Origin of the sequence: Amycolatopsis saalfeldensis (assembly GCF_900110575.1) — a bacterium.
Taxonomy (GTDB): Bacteria; Actinomycetota; Actinomycetes; order Mycobacteriales; family Pseudonocardiaceae; genus Amycolatopsis; species Amycolatopsis saalfeldensis.
Genome location: NZ_FOEF01000005.1, coordinates 267,197 through 286,651, shown reverse-complemented (window position 1 = coordinate 286,651; position 19,455 = coordinate 267,197). Strand labels below are relative to the sequence as shown.

Here is a 19,455-nt window from a genome sequence, read left to right as displayed (position 1 = left end):
CGTCATGCTCGACTCCACCGAACTCGCCCTGTACCGCCGGCTCGCCCGTGAACAGGCGGTGTGCCGCGCCCCGTCGCTGGTCGCCGCGGTGGTGCGCGACGGGCAGGTCGTCTGGTCGGGCGCGCGGGGCCGGGTCGGCGACGCCCGCCCGGACGACAACACCCAGTACCGGCTCGGCTCGATCACCAAGACCATGGTCGCCACGGCCGTCCTGCGGCTGCGTGACGAGGGCCGGCTCGACCTGACCGACCCGCTGGAGAAGCACGTGCCCGGCACGGCGTTCGGCGGGACGACGATCGCGCAGCTGCTGTCGCACACCTCGGGCCTGACCTCGGAGTCGCCGGGCCAGTGGTGGGAGCGCGCGCCGGGCGGCGACTGGGCCACGCTGGTGGCGAGCCTCGACACCGGCGCGACCAAACTGCGCCCCGGCTTCAAGTTCCACTACTCGAACGTCGGCTTCGGCGTGCTCGGCGAGCTGGTCGCGCGCCACCGCGGCCGGCCGTGGCTCGACGTGGTCACCGACGAGATCCTGACGCCGCTGGGCATGACGCGCACCACCCCGCACCCGCGGGCCCCGCACGCCGACGGCTTCGCCGTGCACCCGTTCGCGGACGTGCTGCACCCCGAGCCCGCGCCGGACGCGGGCGCGATGGCGCCGGCCGGCCAGCTGTGGTCCACGGTCACCGACCTCGGCCGCTGGACCGCGTTCCTCGGCGGCCACACCGGCGGCGTGCTGAGCGCGGACACCGTCGCCGAGATGCGGCTGATGAACACCGTCGACGACACCGAGGTGTGGACCACCGGCTTCGGCCTCGGCCTGATGGTGGTCCGCTACCAGGGCCGGCACCTGGCCGGCCACACCGGCTCGATGCCGGGCTTCCTGGCCACGACGCTGGTGGACGCGAACACCGGCACCGGCGCGCTGTGCCTGACGAACTCCACCGCGGGCGTCGGGATCGTCCAGCTGTCACTGGACCTGCTGACCATGGCCGAGGAGCTGGAGCCCGCCCTGCCGGACGAGTGGCAGCCGTCCACTGTGGACCCGGGCCTGCTGGCGCTGACCGGGCTGTGGCACTGGGGCCCGACGCCGTACACCCTGCGCGTGCTGGGCGACGGGATGATCGCGCTGGAGCCGGTCAACGGTTCCGGCCGGGCGTCGCGGTTCCGGCCCACCGGCCCGGACACCTGGCTGGGACTGGACGGCTACTACGCGGGCGAAACACTGACCGTCGGGCGGACCGGCGACGGCGTGGCGAACCACCTGAACCTGGCCACGTTCATCTTCACCCGGACGCCCTACGACCCCTCGGCCCCGGTGCCCGGCGGCGTCGACGAGGCCGGCTGGCGCTGACGGCGGTCCCAGAAGAACGCCGCGGTGTAGACGCGGTGGCCCGGCCGGCCCAGGAGCACCGGCCCCGGGCGCGGCCCGCCGAACACCCACACCCGGTGGTGCGCCAGCAGTTCGGCCGCGATCTCCGGCGGGCAGGCCGCGATGTCCAGGCGCGCGGGCCGGCCCGGCTCCAGCACCGCCCAGGCCCGGACCTCGCCGCCGGGCCAGACGTGGTCGTCGGCCAGCCGCACGTCGATCGGGGTCAACGGCCCCTCGCCGGCCTCGCGGTACTCGTCCCGTACCTCCGACGACCAGAACGCGGCGGTCGCCCCCGCGAGCAGGGCCGGGAACAACAGCGTCCACGCCCAGCCGGACCAGGCGATCCCGGCGACCGGCACCGCCACGACCGCCGCCCCGGCGAGGACCACCACCGGCACCCGCAGCCGGTAGAGCCAGGCCAGCACGCGCAACGAGGCTCCCCACGGGCGGCGCCGGCGCCCCGGCACGTGGCCGGCCGGGTCGGTGGTGAGCAGCCCGGCGGCGGTGAACTTCCCGTGCTCGGCGGCGACCCGGCCGCCGGGGTCCGGCCGGTCGAGCCCGCCGCCGGTGAGCCACAGCTTCCCGGTTCGCACGACGGCGAGGGCGAGCGGACCGGGAGCCCGCGGCAGCGTCAGGTAGCCGAGCCGGCCGTCCGGCAAGGTGACCGTGAGCCGGACCGGCCGGACCGATCCCCGCCAGTCCCACTGGCTGGTGTCCCCGTCGCCGACCCGCACGGCCACGGCGATGCCCCGCGGGGTCTCGGACGGGACCACCTCGGGCAGCGTGCCCGGCCGCGGGAAACCGGGCGTCTTCGCTTCCCGGGGTCGCCGGAACGCGAGCAGCAGCCAGCCCACCGACGCCAGCAGGAACCCGGCGGCCACCACCCACACGAACACCGCGGCGCCCACCTCCCCGGGCTCCGGCGGCTCGGTCACCGTCCCGTACGCGACCGCGCCCACCGCGCCCATGGCCACCAGCACCAAGCAGCCCCGCCCCGCCGGACCGGGCCGCAAACGCTTGCGCTCGCCGGAATCCCCGGGTTCGCCGGCCCGGGTCAGCCACCGCGGCAGCCGGGGCACGAAAACCAGCACCAGCGTCACCGCGAAGCCCAGCGGCAGCCCGACGGCCGCCGTCGAGTCCCAGCCGAAGGGCAGGTGCCCGGCCACCGTCACGGCGAACAGCGTGAACCACCACCACCGCGGACGGAAGCGGCCGCTGTCCCGTTCGCCGGGATCGTGCCGGAAGGGCTGTCTGCTCACGATTCCACATGTCGGACACCAGGCCACCGCCGTTAGCAGGCGCGTCCCGACCTGAGAGACTGCGCACATGACCGACGCAGCGGAGTTGAGCATCCCCGACGACCTCAAGCCGGCGGACGGCCGCTTCGGCTGCGGACCCTCGAAGGTCCGCGCCGAGCAGCTCGCCAAGCTGGCCGAGTCCGGCTCCACCTACCTCGGCACGTCGCACCGCCAGAAGCCGGTGAAGTCACTGGTCGGCCGGGTGCGCGCGGGCCTGTCCGAGTTGTTCTCCCTGCCCGAGGGCTACGAAGTCATCCTGGGCAACGGCGGCACCACCGCGTTCTGGGACGCCGCCGCGTTCGGGCTGGTCCGCGAGCGCGCCCAGCACTTCACCTACGGCGAGTTCTCCTCGAAGTTCGCGACCGTGACCAACGGGGCGCCGTTCCTGGCCGACTCGATCGTCGTGAAGGCCGATGCGGGCAGCGCGCCCGAGATCGCCTACCAGTCCGGCGCCGACCTGGTCGGCTGGGCGCACAACGAGACCTCGACCGGCGTCGCGGTGCCGGTCCGCCGCCCGGAAGGCAGTGAAGGCGCGCTGGTCGCGATCGACGCGACCTCCGGCGCCGGCGGCCTGCCGGTCAAGGCCGAGGACTTCGACGTCTACTACTTCGCCCCGCAGAAGTCGTTCGCCTCCGACGGCGGCCTGTGGATCGCGCTGGCCTCGCCCGCCGCGGTCGAGCGCATCGGCGAGATCGGCGGCGGCGACCGCTGGATCCCGGAGTTCCTGTCGCTCACCACCGCGCTGGACAACTCGCGCAAGGACCAGACCTACAACACCCCCGCCGTCGCCACGCTGTTCCTGCTCGCCGAGCAGATCGAGTGGATGAACGGCCAGGGCGGCCTGGCCTGGACCACCGCGCGCACCAAGGAGTCCTCGACCCGGCTGTACGAGTGGGCCGAGAAGACCTCGTACACCACGCCGTTCGTCCAGGACCCGAGCCTGCGCTCGCAGGTGGTCGGCACCGTCGACTTCACCGATGAGGTGGACGCCGCCGCGGTGGCGAAGGTGTTGCGCGCCAACGGGATCGTCGACACCGAGCCGTACCGGAAGCTGGGCCGCAACCAGCTGCGCGTCGGCCTGTTCCCGGCGATCGACCCGGACGACATCACCAAGCTGACCCAGAGCATCGAGTACGTCGTCGAGCGCCTCGGCTGACCCGAGCCCGAGCCCGGCAAAGCGAAGGACCCCTTCCCCCCGATGGAAGGGGTCCTTCGCTTCTCTCAGGCGAGTGCCTGAGTGGGCGGCAGCCGCGCCGCGCGGGCGGCCGGATAGGCCCCCGCGATCGCCCCGACCAGCGCGGCCACCCCGACTCCGCCGGCCAGCGCGAGCGGCGGCAGGATCGCCGGCCAGCCCTGGCTCAGCGCGTACCCCGCGGTCACCAGCACCCCGACGAGCACCCCGACCAGCCCGCCGAGCCCGGACAGCAGCACCGATTCGGCGAGGAACTGCCCGCGCACCTGACGGCGGGTCGCGCCGAGCGCCCGGCGCAGGCCGATCTCACGCCGCCGTTCGAGCACCGAGATCACCATCGTGTTCGCCACCCCGACGCCGCCTACCAGCAGGGCGACCCCGCCGAGGCCGAGGAACAACGCGCTGTAGCTGTTGTCGGTGATCTGCTGCGCCTCGAGCGCTTCCGACGGACGGCGGACGTTGACCTGGTCCGGCGAGGCCGGGTTGAGCGTCGCGCCGAGCACCCCGCGCACACTGTCCACTTGGGACTCATCGGCGCGGGCGTACACGGTGGTGGCGTGGCCGTCGAAGCCCAGCAACGCCTTCGCGACGTCCCAGCCGACCAGCACGGAACGCTCCACTTCCGGTGCCAGCGGCATCGGGCCGAGGATGCCGACCACGGTGAACCAGCGCCCGCCGAGCCACACCTGCGGCGGCTTCGCCGGGTCGATGTGGTCGATCCCGAGGCGCGCGGCGGCTTCCGAGCCGAGCACCGTCACCGGGAACTTCTGGTTCGCCGCATCGAGGAACGAGCCGGCGCGGACCTGCCCGCCCAGCACGCCGAGCAGGTCCGGCGTCGCCGCGAACACCGACAGCCCGGACGTCTCCTCGGCCGGGATGCGGTCGCTGCGCCGGACGGTCTGCGACGTCAGCCCGAGCGCCGAAGCCGCGGTCACCGGGCCGATCCGCTTCGCCATGGCCACGGCCTCGTCCGGCAGCTTCGCCGGCTTCCCGAAGAGCGTCTGGCCCGGGGCCGCGACCAGCAGGTTGGTACCCAGCGCGGCCAGCCGGTCGTGCAGGGCCTGCGCGCTCGACGCCGGGATCGCCAGCACGGCGACCATCGCGGCGACGCCGATGGCGATGCCGAGCGCCGAGAGCACGGCGCGCACCGGACGGGTCCGCATGCCGTGCGCGCCGAGCGTCAGCACGTCGCGCGGGCCGAGCCGGGCCGGGTCGGGCACCGGCGGCGGGGCGACGGTGCCCGATGCCCCCTCCGCGGGAGGGAGTGCGTCGGCGGTGATCATCGGACCACCAGCCCCGTGTCGAGGCGCAGGACGCCGTCGAGCAGCTCGATCCGCCGCGGCAGCCCCGCCGCGATCTCGCGATCGTGGGTGATCACGACGATGGTCGTGCCGTCCGCGCTCAGCTCCGCCAGCAGGCTGAGCACCGCCGCGCCGGTGCCGGTGTCGAGGTTCCCGGTCGGCTCGTCGGCGAGCAGGATCGACGGCCCGTTCACCACGGCCCGCGCGATCGCCACCCGCTGCCGCTCTCCGCCGGACAGCTCGCCCGGCCGGTGCCACGCGCGGTGCCCGAGCCCGACCCGCTCCAGCGAGGCCAGCGCCCGGCGCCGCCGGTCCCTTCGCGAAACCCCGGCGTAGAGCAGCCCGGTGCAGACGTTGTCGACCGCGCTGAGCCCGTCGTCGAGGAAGAACTGCTGGAACACGAACCCGATCCAGCGCGAGCGCAGCGCGGCGAGCTTCCGGTCGGGCAGGGTGGCGACGTCGTGGCCGCGCAGCTCGACCCGGCCCGCGGTCGGCCGGTCGAGCGTGCCCATCAGCTGCAGCAGCGTCGACTTCCCCGAACCGGACGGGCCGACGATCGCGGCCAGCTCGCCCTCCTCGAGCGAAAGCGAGACGTCGCGCAGCGCGGCCACCCCGCCCGGGTAGGTGCGCGAAACCCCGCGCGCGGCCAGGACCGGGGTCACGAGGTCGTCACCACCCGCACGCCCGGGGCGAGCCCGGCCCCGGACACCTCCACCAAGCTGGCGCTGAACATCCCGGTCTTGACCGCGACCAGATGCCGCTTCCCGTGGTCGTCGACCTCAACCGCGTAACCGCCCTCGGCGAGCGCCAGCAACGCGCCGACCGGGACCGCGAGAACACCCTTGTGCACGTCCTTGGTGAACCGGACGGTCACCGGTGAGGAGTCGAGCGAGCCGGCCGCCTTCGGGTCGTCGAGGTTCACCGTGACGGTGATCGTCAACGTGCCGTTGGGCTGGCCCGAGGCGTCCTTGCCCTGCTCCGCGGTGTGCCCGACATCGGTGATGGTGCCGGTGGTCTCGGCGCCGTTGACGGTCAGGCCGACCTTGGCGCCGACCTGGGCCAGCGCCTGCTTGGCGGCGTCGAGCTTGACGGTCACCGACCGTCCGGTGCCGGTGGTCTTGAGCACCTCGCCGGTGCCCGGCCCGCCGAGCTGACCGGTGACGGCGGAAACGCGGACCTCACCGGCCGACAGCACGACGTCGCCTTGGCCGAAGGTGCCGGTCTGCTCGACGCCCAACGACTTCTGCCACTTCTTCACGGCCGCCGCGGTGGCGGAGGTGAACTTCGTGTCCGGCGCGCCGAAGCCGCCGAAGCCCAGCGCCTGGAGGTTCTGCTCCAGCTCCTTGACGTCCGGGCCCTTGTCCACGCCGTCGGCCAGGTCGCGGTAGAAGGGCAGGGTGCCGTAGAAGAGCGGCACCGGCTTGGCGTCCACGCTGTAGACCGTCTTGCCCTGCGAGATGGTCGAGCCCGCCGCCGGCAGCGACGTGAGCGTGCCCGGTTTCCGGCCGGTGACGGAGGTTTCCGCGCCGTAGCCGAGTGTGCCGTCGGCCTCCTCCGCGTCGCTCAGGTCGGTTTTGGTCACCTCGGCCGTCTCGACCTGAGGCGGGGCCGCGGCCGGGCCCGAGGTGCCTTCGGCGACGCGCGTGAGGACCACCACCGAGGTCGTGCCCAGCACGACCACGGCCACGGCGACCGCGACGAACCAGCGGGCGCGACGACGGCGTGGCCGTTCCGGTCCGGTCACTTCGAACCCGCCGCGGGCGCGGCCGGCATGGCGGCGTCGCCGAAGCCGCAGGCCTTCATCGCGGCCTCGGTCTTGGCCTGGTCACCCGAACCGCCGAGGTTGATCGTACCGGCGTGGTTCGCGTCAGGGTCCGGCATGTCGACGCCGTGGTCACGCATGCACTGCGCCCGCTTGCGCGCTTCGTCCAGCTGCTGCGGGTTGAGCGGCTTCGGCTGGCCGCCGTTGGGCAGGAACTTCTTGCAGGCGTCCTGCGCCTTGTTCATCTTGTCCATGTCCCCGGCCTTGCCGGCGGGCAGCGCGATCGACATCCCGCCCGAGCCCGGCTTCGGGTCCGGCATGTCGATGCCGTTGTCCCGCATGCATTTGGCGAATTGCAACATCTGCTTTTCCTGTTCCGGGTCGGCTTTCCCGCCGCCGCCCGTCACGTCCTTCGCCGCCGAAGTGCTCGGCGGGCCCGAGATCGACGCCACTTTGTCGTTCCCGCCGCCCCCGCCGCCGCAGCCCGCCAGCAGCAGCGCCGCCAGCCCCGCCACCACGACCACCTGTCGTTTCCGCATGACTCCTCCTCTTGCCGGCCGGTCCCGGCTCCGGCCCGAAGTTCTACGGATCGGGTGATTCCGGCGGGCTAAGCGAAACCGCTTATGCGGCCCTTATCCCCGGGCCGGGCAGACTGGGCCGGTGCGCGTACTGGTGGTAGAGGACGAGCAACTGCTGGCGGACTCGATCGCCGAGGGACTGCGGCGGTTCTCGATGGCCGTCGACGTCTGTTACGACGGCGGCCAGGCGCTGGAACGGGTCGGCGTGCACTCGTACGACGTGGTGGTGCTGGACCGCGACCTGCCCGTGGTGCACGGCGACCGGGTGTGCTCGGCGGTGCTGGCGACCGGCGGCGAGGCCCGGGTGCTGATGCTGACCGCCGCCGCCGACATCACCGACCGGGTCGCCGGACTCGGGCTGGGCGCCGACGACTACCTGACCAAGCCGTTCGCGTTCGCCGAGCTGGTCGCCCGCGTCCAGGCGCTGGGCCGCCGCGCGCGCCCCGCGCTGCCGCCGGTGCTGGAGCGCGGCGGCGTCGTGCTCGACCTGCCCCGGCACCAGGCCGCCCGCGCAGGGCGGTTCCTGCCGCTGTCCCCGAAGGAGTTCGCCGTGCTGGAGGTGTTGATGCGGGCCGAAGGCACGGTGGTGAGCGCCGAGGACCTGCTGGAGAAGGCGTGGGACGAGCACGCCGACCCGTTCACCAACGCCGTGCGGGTGGCGGTGATGACGCTGCGCCGCAAGCTCGGCGAGCCGCCGGTGATCGAGACCGTGCCCGGGGCCGGCTACCGGTTCGGCGCGTGAGGCGCCCCCGGCTGTCGGTCCGCAACCGGCTCACCGCGATGTACGGCGGCCTGTTCCTGCTCGCCGGGCTCGTGCTGCTGCTGATCAACTACGCGCTGGTGAACGGCTCGCTGCCGGACGCCGCGCAGTTCGCCACGACGGCGGTCCAGGGGACGCGCGCCGAAGGCCTGAGTTACCCGGTCACGCCGGCCATCCCGGTGGAGCGGACGCCGTCGAGCCTCAAGATCGTGGCGGCCACGCAGACGGCGCTCACCGACTACCGCTCGGCCACGCTGTCCACCCTGCTCGTCGGGTCCGCCGTCGCCCTGCTGATCGCGGCCGCGCTGGCGGTGTTCTTCGGCTGGGTGATGGCGAGCCGCACGCTGCGGCCGCTGCACACGATCACCTCGACTGCCCGCAAGCTCGAAGCCGGGCGGCTCGACCGGCGGATCAACCTCGACGGTCCCGAAGACGAGCTGAAGGAGCTGGCCGACACCTTCGACGGCATGCTCGACCGGCTCGGCGAGTCCTTCGACAGCCAGAAACGCTTTGTCGCCAACGCTTCCCACGAGCTGCGGACCCCGCTCGCCGTGCAGCGGACGCTGATCGAGGTGGCGCTGGCGGACCCGGAGGCCGGGCCCGGGCTGCGCAAGCTCGGCGAGCACCTGCTGCTGACCAACGAGCGCAGCGAGCGCATGATCGAGGGCCTGCTGGTGCTGGCGCGCAGCGACCGCGGGCTGCCCTCGCGCTCGCCGGTGCGCCTGGACAAGGTGGTCCGCACCGTGCTCACCGCGACCGCCGCCCAGGCCGAGGAGGCCGGGATCGTCGTCGAGCCGAACCTGCGCGCGCGGACCGTCGCCGGCGACCCGGTGCTGCTCGAACGCCTGGTGACCAACCTCGTGGTCAACGCGATCACGTACAACACCCGAGGCGGCTGGGTGCACGTCGAGATCAGCGGCGACCCGGCGCTGACCGTCCGGAACTCGGGCCCAGTGGTGCCCGCGGACGCGGCGGCCACGGTCTTCGAGCCGTTCCGGCGGCTCTCCACCGAGCGGACCGGCAACTCGCGCAACGCCGGACTCGGCCTGTCGATCGTGCGGTCGGTCGCCCTGGCCCACGACGGCGAGGCGGCGGCGAGGCCGGGGCCGCGGGGCGGGCTCGTGGTCGAGATCCGGTTGCCGCCCAGCGGTTATTCCACTCATTCGTGACAGAACGTGGTCGGCGTGTCACGCGATCCACTGACCGGGCCGGCCTGAGAGGATGTCGAAGATCAAATCGAAAAGACAGCAAGCGGGTGAAGCATCGGCGCGCCTCGCACGTCAAGTCGACGCGCCGAACTAACGTAAGCACCCACAAAGGTGAAGATCGGGGAGGCGAGAAATGCGGGCGCTACGGGTGATCGGGCTGCACGAGGACGGCAAGTCCATCGTGCTCGAAGACCCGGCGAGCCGTACGCGCTTCCTGCTCCCGGCCGATGAGAGACTGCGCGCGGCGGCGAGGGGTGACATCGCCCGGCTGGGCCAGATCGAAATCGAGTTGGAGAGCCAGATGCGGCCACGCGAGATCCAGGCGCGAATCCGCGCGGGAGAGTCCGTCGAGCAGGTGGCGGGCGGTTCCGGCGTTTCGGCGCAGCGCGTCGAGCGCTTCGCCTACCCCGTGCTGCTCGAGCGCTCCCGCACCGCGGAGCTGGCGCAGAGCGCGCACCCCGTCCGCGAGGACGGCCCCGACGTGCAGACGCTGGGCGAGGTGATCGCGTACGCGTTCGGCGTCCGCGGCCACGACTACACCCAGGCCAAGTGGGACTCCTGGCGCGGCGACGACGGCAAGTGGGTGGTCGTGCTGCGGTGGAAGGCCGGCCGCTCGGACAACCGCGCGCACTGGTCGTTCTCCCCCGGCGCACACGGCGGCACCGTGCAGGCGCTGGACGAGAACGCCGAAGTCCTGCTCAACCCCAACGCCTACCGCGCCCCGCGCACGGTCCGCGCGCTGGAGCCGGCCCGCGACACCGCGGTCCAGCCGACGCTCGACTCCGCTGATGAAGAGCGGGCCGTCACCGACGAGGTGCGCGTCATCGAGGCCCCCACCCGGCCGGACGAGGGCGAGGACGACGACACGCGGGAGATCCCGCGCGTTCCGCCGTCCGACAACGACGAAGACGACAGCGGCGCCGAGTCCGACGAGGGCCAGCGCACGAAGGCCAAGAAGAACCACCCGATCGTGCCGTCGTGGGAGGACGTCCTGCTGGGCGTCCGCTCGCAGCGCGGTTAGTCCCGCTCGACGAGCGCGGCCAGGGCCTTCGGCGCGGCCAGCCGGTAGGCATCGCGGACGATGCGGTCCACTTCGGCCCAGTCGACGTCCACGTCCAGCCGCACCCCGAGCCAGCCGTGATGCCCCACGTACGGCGGCCGGAAGAACCGGCCCGGCTCGGTGCGCACGAGTTCCTCCTGCGCACCGGGCGGCGCCGGGCACCAGAACGCGAGCCGCCCGTCCCCGTGGTGGTTGTCGGCGAACCGGACGAACGCCTTCTTCTCCCGGACGAACCACGTCGGCTCCCCGTGGCTCAGCCGCTCGGAGGACTCGGGCAGGGCCAGGCAGCGTTTCCGGAGTTCGTCCACAGGGGCCATCGCGCCAGTATCGGCCGGGCCGCGGAGGTTGGCCACCACTCAGAAGACGATCACCAGCACGCCGACCCACGCCGCCACGAGGCCGACCCCGGCGCCGAGCACCGCCCAGCGCAGGATCGGCAGGTTCCGGCCCAGCCAGAGCGAAGGCGCGATACCGCCGGTCACCACCAGCGCCGCCAGCACGGCGAGCCATCCACTGGTCTCGCGGGCCAGCGTGCCGGCCAGCGCGAGCATCGCGACCACCACGAGCACGGTGGCGAACGCGGACACCGTCAGCCCCGTGAACCACGGCACCGGCTCACGGCGGTGACGGGCGCGCCGCGGCTCGCGTTCACCGGGCGCCGGCGGCGGGGGCTCCACCACCGTCTCCACGCCCGACACCGGGTCGACGAACCGCACCGGGGTCCCCATCACCGCGGCCAGCCGCCCGGCGAGCTGGCGGCCGCGCTGCGAAACCACCGAGCCCGCGACTTCGGTGTCCGGCCCGGTGCGCGACACCGCCGAAGCGACGCGCGCCCATTCGTGCAGCGCCTGCGCCAGGTCGGCACCGATCGCGAGCCGGCGCGGGTCGACTTCGCGCGCGTGCTCGCCGCCCGGACCGGCGAGCACCGCGCGCTCGCCGCGGATCCGCAGCTCCATAGTGTCCTTCCACGCCGGTGAATCACCATCAGCGTGTGTCACCTTAGTAGTGGGCGCCCCCGCGGCGTCGCACCTCGTCAACCGGTGGCGGCCACCTCGTGGAACGCGACGGCGGCCGCGGTGGCGACGTTCAGCGAGTCGACGCCCGGCACCATCTCGATCCGCACGGCCAGGTCGGCGGCCGCGATGGCCTCCGCCGAAAGGCCCGGCCCCTCGGCGCCGAGCAGCAGCGCGATGCGGCCCGGCACCTGCGCGCGCAAACCTCGCAACGGCACCGAATCGGCCCGCGGGGTGAGCGCCGCGACCCGGAAACCGTTTACCCGCAGCAGATCCAGCCCGCCGGGCCAGTCGTCGAACGTCGCGAACGGGACACGCAGCACGTGGCCCATCGAAACGCGGACGCTTCGCCGGTACAGCGGATCCGAGCAGCCGGGCGCCAGCAGCACCCCGTCGACACCGAGCGCGGCGGCGTTGCGGAACAGCGCGCCGAGGTTCTCGTGGTCGCCGACCCCCTCCAGCACGGCGAGCACACGCGCGCCCGCGACCACCTCGGCCACCGTCGGCGGCGCCGGGCGGTCGGCGACGGCCAGCACCCCGCGGTTGAGGTGGAAGCCGACGACCTCGGCCATCGTCTCGGCGGACGTCACGTACGCCGGCGCGTCGACCCCATCGAGCTCGTCCGCCAATTCGCGGAATCGCCGTTCCACGCCGAGCAATGCGCGCACCGGATAAGGCGAAGCGAGCATCCGCCCGACCACCACGGTCCCCTCGGCGATCACCAGTCCCCGTCCACCGGGACGGTCCGGGCGCCGGTCCGCTGTGGACAGGTCGCGGAAATCGTCGAGCCCCGGATTCGCCCGGTCCTCGGTGAAGATCAGTTCGGCCACCCGCACAGTGTGACATCCGCCCGCGGCCCGCCCGGCTGGTCCGAACGACTGGCATTCCCTGGTACGAACGGGCCCTTTTTGCGGTGAGTCAACCCGCCGTGACAGAGAGCACCAGTTTGGCCGCTAGCCCGCCGTGTCGCACTGTGCAACGGTGGGCGCCCTGGCAGTCCCCGCCCGGACACCCGCGGATCGCAGCCAAGGAGCGCGTCACACATGGGTACGGATCTCTCGGCCGAACCGTCGGCTCAGCTCGACCGCGGACGGTATCGCCGTAAGGTCCAGCGTTGTCTCGACACGTTGGCCCGCATGCTCACGGATGGAAGTTTTTCCTTTCCCCGCAAGAACATCGGGCTTGAAGTGGAGTTGAACCTGGTCGACGGCAGGCTGCGCCCCTCGATGACGAACACCGCGGTGCTGGAGGCGATCGACGATCCGTCGTTCACCACCGAGCTGGGCCAGCACAACCTCGAGCTGAACGTGCCGCCGCGGCCGCTGGCCGGGGATTCGGCTCTACAGCTGGAAGACGACCTTCAGGCGTACCTCGGCAAGGCGGCGTCGAAGGCCACGGACACCGGCTCGACGCTGGCCATGATCGGCATCCTGCCCACCCTGCGCCAAGAGCACTTCGATCAAAAATGGCTCACCAACAAAACGCGTTACTCGTCACTCAACGACCAGATCTTCGCCGCGCGCGGCGAGCGGATCTCGCTTTCCATGGAGGGCGCGGCGCTTCCCGGCGCGCAGCCGGAAAGACTCCGCAGCTATTCGGAATCCATTCTTCCGGAAGCCGCGTGCACCTCGGTTCAGCTGCACCTCCAGGTCGCGCCCGAGGAATTCGCGGCGCACTGGAACGCCGCGCAGTGCCTGGCCGGCGTGCAGATCGCGCTCGCCGCGAATTCGCCGTTCCTGCTGGGCAAGGCGCTCTGGCACGAGACGCGCATCCCGCTGTTCCAGCAGGCCACCGACACCCGGCCGGAGGAGCTGAAGAACCAGGGCGTGCGCCCGCGCGTGTGGTTCGGCGAGCGGTGGATCACGTCGATCTTCGATCTGTTCGAGGAAAATGTCCGGTACTTCCCCGGGCTGCTGCCCGAGACCGACGTCGAAGACCCGATCGAAACGCTGGAGGCGGGCCAGGCCCCGAAGCTCACCGAACTGCGGATGCACAACGGCACCATCTGGCGCTGGAACCGCCCGGTGTACGACGTCGTCGACGGCCTGCCCCACCTCCGCGTCGAGAACCGCGTGCTGCCGGCCGGGCCGACTGTGGTCGACATCGTTGCCAATGCGGCGTTTTTCTACGGCGCGCAACGGGCGCTGGCCGAGCAGGAGCGGCCGGTGTGGACGCAGATGTCGTTCCAGGCCGCGGAGGAAAACCTGTACGCGGGCGCGCGCAAGAGCTTCGACGCGCAGCTGTACTGGCCGGGCATCGGCTGGATCCCGCCGGACGAGCTGGCGTTGCGCGTGCTGCTGCCGCTGGCGCACGAGGGCCTGCGCCGCTCCGAGGTCTCCGACGAGGCACGGGTGAAGTACCTCGGCATCATCGAGCGCCGGTGCCTGGCGCGGCGCAGCGGCTCGACCTGGCAACGTGATTACGTGCAGCGCGCCCAGAACCGCGGCGACGACCGCGAGACGGCGCTGAACCGCATGCTGGGCCGCTACCTGGAGCTGTCCGCGGAGGGCGAGCCCGTGCACACCTGGCCGCTCACCGGCTGAGCGGGCTTCGCGTGCCTGCCCGGATCGGTCAACGGCGCACCCGATAGTGCAGGTGAAGCACCCGGTCGCCTTGAATCACCACGTCGGGATCCGCCAGCAGGTGCTGCGCGTCGACCGATCCGAAGTAGCGCTTGCCGGACCCGAACACGACGGGCACGACGTCCATGCGCACCTCGTCGACCAGGCCCGCGGCCAGCACCTGGCCGCCGACGTCGCCGGCGGCGACCTCGACGATGCGGTCACCGGCCAGCTCCTGTGCCTTGGCCACGGCTGCCGCGACGCCGGCGACGAAGTGAAACGGCGCCTCCGGGTCCCAGCCCTCGGGCGCCGGCCGGTGCGTCACGACGACCACGTGGTCGATCCCGCCCGGCGGCTTCCCGTCCCAGCCGTCCGTGATGTCGAAGACGTGGCGGCCGACGAGGGTCACCCCGATCTGGTCCCAGTACGACCGGGTGTAGTCGTGGGAGGTCTGCGACACCCTCACCACACCGCTCTCGTCCAACGGGACGTCGCCGTTGGACAACCAGTCGAACAGCGGCCCGGGCTGGTCGTTCCCGTCCGCGACGAAGCCGTCCACCGACACCGAGCTGTACATGACCACCTTGCCCACGGGGCTCTCCTCTGCTTCGGGGAGCTCCCAAATTAGCGTCTCGTGGGCGGTCGCTCTGGTAAGAAATCAAGGTGACAGCGACCGGCGGGGGGTGAGACGGATGCCGAAGGTGCTCGGCGGCTCGATCGAAGCGCACCGGCGCGAGGTCCGTGCCCGGGTGTTCGACGTGCTGCGCGCGCAGCTCTACGAGCGCGGGTTCGACGCGATCACCCTGTCCGGCATCGCGGCGGAAGCCGGGCTCGGCCGCACCGCGCTGTACAACCACTTCCCGGACAAGGAAAGCCTGCTAGTCGCCTTCGTGGAGGACGAGGCCGCGCGCTACGTCACGCGGCTGCGCGAAGCCGTCGAGGCGGAGGCCGATCCGGTCCGGCAGCTCGCCACGTTCGTCCGGCTGCAGCTGCGTGTGCTCGCCGAGTACCACCTGCCGCCGGGCGGGGCGCTGGAGTCGGCGCTCGCGCCCTCGGCGTACCGGCGCATCAGCGCGCACGCCGACCCGATCACCGGGCAGCTGCGCGCGGTGCTGCTCGCGGGCGTCGACGCCGGGTGCTGGCCGGCCCAGGACGTGGACGTCGTCGTCCCGATGGTGACCGCCGCGCTGGGCAGCCGTCAGGTGATCGACGTGCCTGCCGATCGGCTCGACGCCGCGATCGAGGCCGCCGTCGGCTTCGTCCTGCGGGCGCTGGGGACGGGTGAAGTCCCGGATCCACGTCCGATTTAGGGTAGCCTAAGTCGTCATCGTGCCCTACGATCTTTCTGACAGGCTGTCAGATCGATCGCTGGAGGCGTCCTCATGCCGGTGACCACGGACCTCGACACCCGCCCGTTCTCCGCGACGCTGCGCGCCTCGACCAGGGTGCTGCACGACCGGGCCAACCACTCCGAGTACATGAACGCGCTGCTGGGCGGCGAGCTGTCCTTGGCCGGCTACACCCGGCTGGCGATCCAGTACTACTTCATCTACCAGGCGATCGAGCGCGTCAGCGACCAGATGGCCGGTGACACCGTCGGCGGCGGGTTCGTGTTCGACGAGCTGCGCCGGCTGCCCGCGCTGGAGGCCGACCTCGCCCACCTCGTCGGCCCGGGCTGGCGGACCGAGATCCGGCCGCTCGCGAGCACGGAGGCGTACGCGGCGCGCATCGGCGAAGCGGCTTCGTGGGCCGGCGGCTACGTCGCGCACCACTACACGCGCTACCTCGGCGACATCGCCGGCGGCCAGGTCATCCGCCGTCTGCTGGAGCAGAAGTTCGGCCTCGACCAAGCGGGGACGACGTTCTACCACTTCGACGCGATCGGCAGCGCGCCCGCGTTCCGCGACCGCTACCGCGCGAAGCTCGACACCGCCCCGTGGGGCGAAGCCGAGCGCGCGCGGGTGATCAACGAGACGGCGGTGGCGTTCGAGTGCAACGTCGCCGTTTTCGACGAGCTGGCGCGGGACCTCGACCGTTACCGGGTCGCCTGAATGAGTCCGGTCACAGCCGGTTGACCTCCAGTTTGGTCGAGGTACAAGGCTTGGTTTCGCAGGGGAGGCCCCCGGGTAGGCCCCTGACGAACGAGTGGTCCCACCCTGTGGTGACGACGCCGCCCCCGCTCGCCGGGGAGGTGGGTGTGCTACTAGGTTCGGTATCAGAAACTTGTGTCGAAGACAGAAGGAGGGCCAATGGCCCGGTACGAGCTGCCCGATCTCGACTACGACTACAGCGCGCTCGCGCCGCACATCTCGGGCGAGATCAACGAGCTGCACCACAGCAAGCACCACGCGACCTACGTCAAGGGCGCGAACGACACGCTGGACAAGATCGCCGAAGCCCGTGAAGCCGGCGACTTCGGCAACATCGTCGGGCTGGAGACCACGCTGGCCTTCAACCTGGCCGGCCACGCCAACCACGTCGTGTGGTGGAAGATCCTCTCGCCCGAAGGCGGCGACAAGCCGACCGGCGAGCTGGCCGCCGCGATCGACGAGGCGTTCGGGTCCTTCGACAAGTTCAAGGCCCAGTTCACCGCGGTCTCGACCACGATCCAGGGCAACGGCTGGGGCGCGCTGTCCTGGGACCCGATCGGCAAGACGCTGATCACCCAGCAGCTGCGCGACCACCACAACAACCTGATCCTGCCGACCACGCCGATCCTGCTGGTCGACGTGTGGGAGCACGCGTTCTACCTGGACTACAAGAACGTGAAGCCGGACTACGTCAAGGCCCTGTGGAACATCTTCAACTGGGCCGAGATCAGCAAGCGCTTCGACAACGCCGTCGCCGGCGGCAACGGCCTGCTGCTCGGCTGAGTTCTCACAACCGAAGCGAACCGGGGTCCTCCCTTCAGTGGGAGGGCCCCGGTTTTCGCTTGACCTGGAGTGCACTGGAGGTGTGAGAGTAAGCGCATGGACGTCGACGCCTACCTTGCCCGCCTCGATCTCGCCCTGCCGGTGGCCGCGGATCTGGCCGCCCTGCGGGTACTGCAAGCGCGCCACCTCGAGCGGGTGCCGTTCGAGAACCTGAGCGTGCACCTCGGTGAGCCGATCGAGCTCACCGAAGACGCGCTGTTCGACAAGATCGTGCGTCGTCGCCGCGGCGGCTTCTGCTACGAGCTGAACGGCCTCTTCGCCGCCCTGCTGCGCGAACTCGGCTTCGCCGCCACCTTGCACGGCTCCCAGGTCTTCCACGCCGACGGCACTCCCGGCGCCCCACTGGACCACGCCGCGATCATCGTGGAACTGGACGAGCCGTGGCTGGTGGACGTCGGCTTCGGCAGCTTCAGCCAGGCCCCGCTGGCCCTCACGGCCGTCGCGCCGCAATCGGACGCGGAAGGCGAGTTCCTGATGCTCGACGCCCCACACGGCGACATCGACGTCCTGCGCGACGGCGAACCGGTCTACCGCCTGGAACGCCGCCCCCGGACGCTGCCCGACTTCGTCCCGATGGCGTGGTGGCACTCGACCTCGCCGACCTCGCACTTCACCCAGAACCTGACCTGCTCGCGCCCCACCTCCCAGGGCCGCGTGACCCTCTCGGGCGACCGCCTGATCGAAACGGTGGACGGCGGTCGCCACGAGGTCCTGCTGCCCTCGGAGTCCGCCGTGCGGATGGCCTACCGCGTGTACTTCGGCCTGCCCCTCCCGCGGCTGCCGCTGCGACCGGGTGAGCACCCCTTGACGACGCCCACCCCGGACCCGACCATGAACCGGACTTGAGGAGCCCTTGGGGGAGCTGGTTTCCGTTGCCGTAAATGAACGGAGCCCCGCCCCCGGGGTTCCCGGGTGTGAGGCTCCGTCCGTTCCCGAACTGACTGCCGCTCCCACCACGAAGCGGACGTATATGAGGTTAGCCTAACCTCAGCAGGCTCCGCAAGCCCGTGCTGCCGGAGACGCGGGTCTCACTCGTTCGAGCAGCTCTCAGACGCGTTCGCGTTTCAGCACCCGCAGCCCGTTGCCGAACCGCCGGACCGGCAGACTCACGCCCCCGCGCCGGATGAGTACCAACGCGCACACCACCGCGGCCACCAGAGAAACCGCGCCGCCGATGTAGAACGGCGAGCGGCCGCCGAAGGCGTCGGCCATCCAGCCCGTCATGGGGCCGCCGATGGGGTTGCCGCCGATCAGGACCAGGACGTAGATGCCCATCACGCGGCCGCGCATCTCCGGCGAGACCGACGTCTGCACCAGTGCGTTCGCGGTGTTCAGGAAGGTGATCGTGGCGAAGCCGAGCGGGATCAGGCCCAGCCCGAACGCCAGGTACGTCGGCATGAACGCCGTGATCAGCTCGAACAGGCCCAGCAGCGCGCCGGAGACCAGCATCAGCCGCACCCGCGGCCGGCTCTTGATCCCGCGCCGCGCGGACGCCAGCGCGCCCGTGAAGGTCCCCACCGCGACGAGCGTGGACAGCAGCCCGTAGCCATCGGCCTGGGTGTGGAAGACGTTCGCCGCCACGATCGGCAACGACGTGAAGTAGGTGATGCCGAACGTGCTGACGAAGAACATCAGCACCATCACCGTCACCAGGTCGGAGCGACGGCGCACGTAGCGCAGGCCCTCCACCAGCTGGCCCTTGGCCCGCGGGATCGCCGGGCCGCGGAACAGCTTGGCCGGGTTCATCATGGCCAGCCCGACGACCACCGCGACGGTGCTCACCGCGTTCGCGACGAACAGCCAGCCGGTGCCCACCCAGGTGATCGCGAAGCCGGCGATCGCCGGGCCCACGATGCGCGCCATGTTGAAGATCGAGGAGTTCAGCGCGACGGCGTTGGTCACCTGGTCGCGGCCCACCATCTCGGCGACGAACGACTGGCGGGTCGGCACCTCGAGCGCGGAGGTCACGCCGAGCAGCACGCACAGCAGGTAGACGTGCCAGAGCGCGACCACGCCGGTCAGGTCCAGCAGGCCGAGCGACCCGGCCAGCACGGTGTTCACGACCTGGATGACGATCAGCATCCGCCGCTTGTCGACGCGGTCGGCGAGCACGCCGGCCCACAGCGAGAGCAGCAGCGTCGGGGTGAACTGCAGCGCGACCGCGATGCCGAGCGCGAGCGGGTTGTTGCCGCTGAGGGTGAACACCAGCCAGTCCTGCGCGATGCGTTGCATCCAGGTGCCGATGTTGGAGATCACCTGGCCGCTGAAGAACAGCCGGTAGTTGCGCACTCCCAGCGACGAGAACATGCCGCGCTTGCCCGCCGAGGGTTTCGACGACCCTGCGGGCGTCCCGGTGTCGCCGGGTGGAGCGGATGTCGGCGGGCTCGACGGCGCCGGTGCCGTTTCCCGGGTAGCAGTGG

Annotated in this window: 20 protein-coding genes; 10 read left to right on the top strand and 10 right to left on the bottom strand. The window is 71.7% G+C overall.

Annotated features, from left to right (window positions below):
- The first annotated feature begins 4 nt into the window (after positions 1 to 4).
- Positions 5 to 1,351, top strand: a complete 1,347-nt coding sequence (locus BMY97_RS14670) for a serine hydrolase domain-containing protein (RefSeq protein WP_091617528.1) — start codon at positions 5 to 7, stop codon at positions 1,349 to 1,351.
- On the opposite strand, the gene BMY97_RS14665 is transcribed toward BMY97_RS14670, so the two are convergent.
- On the bottom strand, positions 1,297 to 2,628 hold the full coding sequence (locus BMY97_RS14665) for a hypothetical protein (RefSeq protein ID WP_091617353.1): 1,332 nt from the start codon (positions 2,626 to 2,628) through the stop codon (positions 1,297 to 1,299). The genes BMY97_RS14670 and BMY97_RS14665 overlap by 55 nt on opposite strands.
- 67 nt (positions 2,629 to 2,695) lie before the next feature.
- Between BMY97_RS14665 and serC the strand changes: the two genes are divergently transcribed.
- Positions 2,696 to 3,823, top strand: coding sequence for a phosphoserine transaminase (gene serC / locus BMY97_RS14660; protein ID WP_091617352.1), 1,128 nt, complete (start codon positions 2,696 to 2,698; stop codon positions 3,821 to 3,823).
- A gap of 65 nt (positions 3,824 to 3,888) precedes the next feature.
- On the opposite strand, the gene BMY97_RS14655 is transcribed toward serC, so the two are convergent.
- From BMY97_RS14655 to BMY97_RS14640, 4 genes are all read right to left on the bottom strand, one after another.
- Positions 3,889 to 5,022: an ABC transporter permease gene (locus BMY97_RS14655; protein ID WP_245787327.1), complete on the bottom strand. Its 1,134-nt coding sequence runs from the start codon at positions 5,020 to 5,022 to the stop codon at positions 3,889 to 3,891.
- 116 nt (positions 5,023 to 5,138) lie between these two features.
- Positions 5,139 to 5,822 (bottom strand): ABC transporter ATP-binding protein, encoded by a 684-nt coding sequence (locus tag BMY97_RS14650; protein ID WP_091617350.1) that lies wholly within the window; start codon positions 5,820 to 5,822, stop codon positions 5,139 to 5,141.
- The gene (locus BMY97_RS14645) at positions 5,819 to 6,904 is read right to left on the bottom strand and encodes a peptidoglycan-binding protein (RefSeq protein ID WP_091617349.1); all 1,086 of its coding nucleotides are present in this window, start codon (positions 6,902 to 6,904) and stop codon (positions 5,819 to 5,821) included. The genes BMY97_RS14650 and BMY97_RS14645 overlap by 4 nt, the downstream gene beginning before the upstream one ends.
- The gene (locus tag BMY97_RS14640) at positions 6,901 to 7,461 is read right to left on the bottom strand and encodes a hypothetical protein (RefSeq protein WP_091617348.1); all 561 of its coding nucleotides are present in this window, start codon (positions 7,459 to 7,461) and stop codon (positions 6,901 to 6,903) included. The genes BMY97_RS14645 and BMY97_RS14640 overlap by 4 nt, the downstream gene beginning before the upstream one ends.
- Positions 7,462 to 7,582: 121 nt before the next feature.
- Here BMY97_RS14640 and BMY97_RS14635 point away from each other — a divergent pair, with 121 nt between their 5' ends.
- The 3 genes from BMY97_RS14635 to sepH all read left to right on the top strand — a co-directional run bounded on the left by BMY97_RS14635 (position 7,583) and on the right by sepH (position 10,489).
- Positions 7,583 to 8,242 (top strand): response regulator transcription factor, encoded by a 660-nt coding sequence (locus BMY97_RS14635; protein ID WP_091617347.1) that lies wholly within the window; start codon positions 7,583 to 7,585, stop codon positions 8,240 to 8,242.
- A complete protein-coding gene (locus BMY97_RS14630) occupies positions 8,239 to 9,429 on the top strand; it encodes a sensor histidine kinase (RefSeq protein ID WP_245787314.1) in 1,191 nt (396 codons plus the stop codon). The genes BMY97_RS14635 and BMY97_RS14630 overlap by 4 nt, the downstream gene beginning before the upstream one ends.
- Before the next feature lie 172 nt (positions 9,430 to 9,601).
- Positions 9,602 to 10,489 carry a septation protein SepH gene (gene sepH / locus BMY97_RS14625; protein ID WP_091617346.1) on the top strand — a complete coding sequence of 296 codons (888 nt, stop codon included), beginning with the start codon at positions 9,602 to 9,604 and terminating at the stop codon, positions 10,487 to 10,489.
- On the opposite strand, the gene BMY97_RS14620 is transcribed toward sepH, so the two are convergent.
- The 3 genes from BMY97_RS14620 to BMY97_RS14610 all read right to left on the bottom strand — a co-directional run bounded on the left by BMY97_RS14620 (position 10,486) and on the right by BMY97_RS14610 (position 12,371).
- Positions 10,486 to 10,845, bottom strand: a complete 360-nt coding sequence (locus BMY97_RS14620) for an MmcQ/YjbR family DNA-binding protein (protein ID WP_091617526.1) — start codon at positions 10,843 to 10,845, stop codon at positions 10,486 to 10,488. The two genes, sepH and BMY97_RS14620, sit on opposite strands and share 4 nt — an antisense overlap.
- 39 nt (positions 10,846 to 10,884) lie before the next feature.
- A complete protein-coding gene (locus tag BMY97_RS14615) occupies positions 10,885 to 11,484 on the bottom strand; it encodes a DUF2537 domain-containing protein (RefSeq protein ID WP_091617345.1) in 600 nt (199 codons plus the stop codon).
- Positions 11,485 to 11,561: 77 nt separating this feature from the next.
- On the bottom strand, positions 11,562 to 12,371 hold the full coding sequence (locus tag BMY97_RS14610; RefSeq protein WP_091617344.1) for a TrmH family RNA methyltransferase: 810 nt from the start codon (positions 12,369 to 12,371) through the stop codon (positions 11,562 to 11,564).
- 213 nt (positions 12,372 to 12,584) lie between these two features.
- Between BMY97_RS14610 and BMY97_RS14605 the strand changes: the two genes are divergently transcribed.
- Entirely contained in the window at positions 12,585 to 14,084 is a 1,500-nt protein-coding gene (locus BMY97_RS14605; RefSeq protein ID WP_091617343.1) for a glutamate-cysteine ligase family protein, read from the top strand.
- Positions 14,085 to 14,112: 28 nt separating this feature from the next.
- Here BMY97_RS14605 and BMY97_RS14600 read toward each other — a convergent pair whose 3' ends face one another.
- Entirely contained in the window at positions 14,113 to 14,694 is a 582-nt protein-coding gene (locus tag BMY97_RS14600; RefSeq protein WP_091617342.1) for a dihydrofolate reductase family protein, read from the bottom strand.
- A gap of 100 nt (positions 14,695 to 14,794) precedes the next feature.
- On the opposite strand from BMY97_RS14600, the gene BMY97_RS14595 reads away from it, so the two are divergent.
- The 4 genes from BMY97_RS14595 (at position 14,795) to BMY97_RS14580 (ending at position 17,881) form a co-directional block, all read left to right on the top strand.
- Positions 14,795 to 15,412: a TetR/AcrR family transcriptional regulator gene (locus BMY97_RS14595; RefSeq protein ID WP_091617341.1), complete on the top strand. Its 618-nt coding sequence runs from the start codon at positions 14,795 to 14,797 to the stop codon at positions 15,410 to 15,412.
- A 72-nt stretch (positions 15,413 to 15,484) separates the two neighbouring features.
- Positions 15,485 to 16,153: a biliverdin-producing heme oxygenase gene (locus BMY97_RS14590; RefSeq protein WP_091617340.1), complete on the top strand. Its 669-nt coding sequence runs from the start codon at positions 15,485 to 15,487 to the stop codon at positions 16,151 to 16,153.
- A 198-nt stretch (positions 16,154 to 16,351) separates the two neighbouring features.
- The gene (locus BMY97_RS14585; RefSeq protein ID WP_091617339.1) at positions 16,352 to 16,975 is read left to right on the top strand and encodes a superoxide dismutase; all 624 of its coding nucleotides are present in this window, start codon (positions 16,352 to 16,354) and stop codon (positions 16,973 to 16,975) included.
- 96 nt (positions 16,976 to 17,071) lie between these two features.
- On the top strand, positions 17,072 to 17,881 hold the full coding sequence (locus tag BMY97_RS14580; protein ID WP_091617338.1) for an arylamine N-acetyltransferase family protein: 810 nt from the start codon (positions 17,072 to 17,074) through the stop codon (positions 17,879 to 17,881).
- Positions 17,882 to 18,082: 201 nt separating this feature from the next.
- On the opposite strand, the gene BMY97_RS14575 is transcribed toward BMY97_RS14580, so the two are convergent.
- Positions 18,083 to 19,342, bottom strand: a complete 1,260-nt coding sequence (locus BMY97_RS14575) for an MFS transporter (protein WP_091617337.1) — start codon at positions 19,340 to 19,342, stop codon at positions 18,083 to 18,085.
- Between the last annotated feature and the right edge of the window lie 113 nt (positions 19,343 to 19,455).

What these genes read in the sequence shown, in the direction of transcription:
- BMY97_RS14670 (WP_091617528.1), top strand. Translation starts at nt 5, where the DNA reads ATGCTCGACTCCACCGAACTCGCCCTGTACCGCCGGCTCGCCCGTGAA.
- serC (WP_091617352.1), top strand. Translation starts at nt 2,696, where the DNA reads ATGACCGACGCAGCGGAGTTGAGCATCCCCGACGACCTCAAGCCGGCG.
- BMY97_RS14655 (WP_245787327.1), bottom strand. Translation starts at nt 5,022, where the DNA reads ATGCGGACCCGTCCGGTGCGCGCCGTGCTCTCGGCGCTCGGCATCGCC.
- BMY97_RS14640 (WP_091617348.1), bottom strand. Translation starts at nt 7,461, where the DNA reads ATGCGGAAACGACAGGTGGTCGTGGTGGCGGGGCTGGCGGCGCTGCTG.
- sepH (WP_091617346.1), top strand. Translation starts at nt 9,602, where the DNA reads ATGCGGGCGCTACGGGTGATCGGGCTGCACGAGGACGGCAAGTCCATC.
- BMY97_RS14620 (WP_091617526.1), bottom strand. Translation starts at nt 10,845, where the DNA reads ATGGCCCCTGTGGACGAACTCCGGAAACGCTGCCTGGCCCTGCCCGAG.
- BMY97_RS14615 (WP_091617345.1), bottom strand. Translation starts at nt 11,484, where the DNA reads ATGGAGCTGCGGATCCGCGGCGAGCGCGCGGTGCTCGCCGGTCCGGGC.
- BMY97_RS14605 (WP_091617343.1), top strand. Translation starts at nt 12,585, where the DNA reads ATGGGTACGGATCTCTCGGCCGAACCGTCGGCTCAGCTCGACCGCGGA.
- BMY97_RS14595 (WP_091617341.1), top strand. Translation starts at nt 14,795, where the DNA reads ATGCCGAAGGTGCTCGGCGGCTCGATCGAAGCGCACCGGCGCGAGGTC.
- BMY97_RS14590 (WP_091617340.1), top strand. Translation starts at nt 15,485, where the DNA reads ATGCCGGTGACCACGGACCTCGACACCCGCCCGTTCTCCGCGACGCTG.
- BMY97_RS14585 (WP_091617339.1), top strand. Translation starts at nt 16,352, where the DNA reads ATGGCCCGGTACGAGCTGCCCGATCTCGACTACGACTACAGCGCGCTC.
- BMY97_RS14580 (WP_091617338.1), top strand. Translation starts at nt 17,072, where the DNA reads ATGGACGTCGACGCCTACCTTGCCCGCCTCGATCTCGCCCTGCCGGTG.
- BMY97_RS14575 (WP_091617337.1), bottom strand. Translation starts at nt 19,342, where the DNA reads ATGTTCTCGTCGCTGGGAGTGCGCAACTACCGGCTGTTCTTCAGCGGC.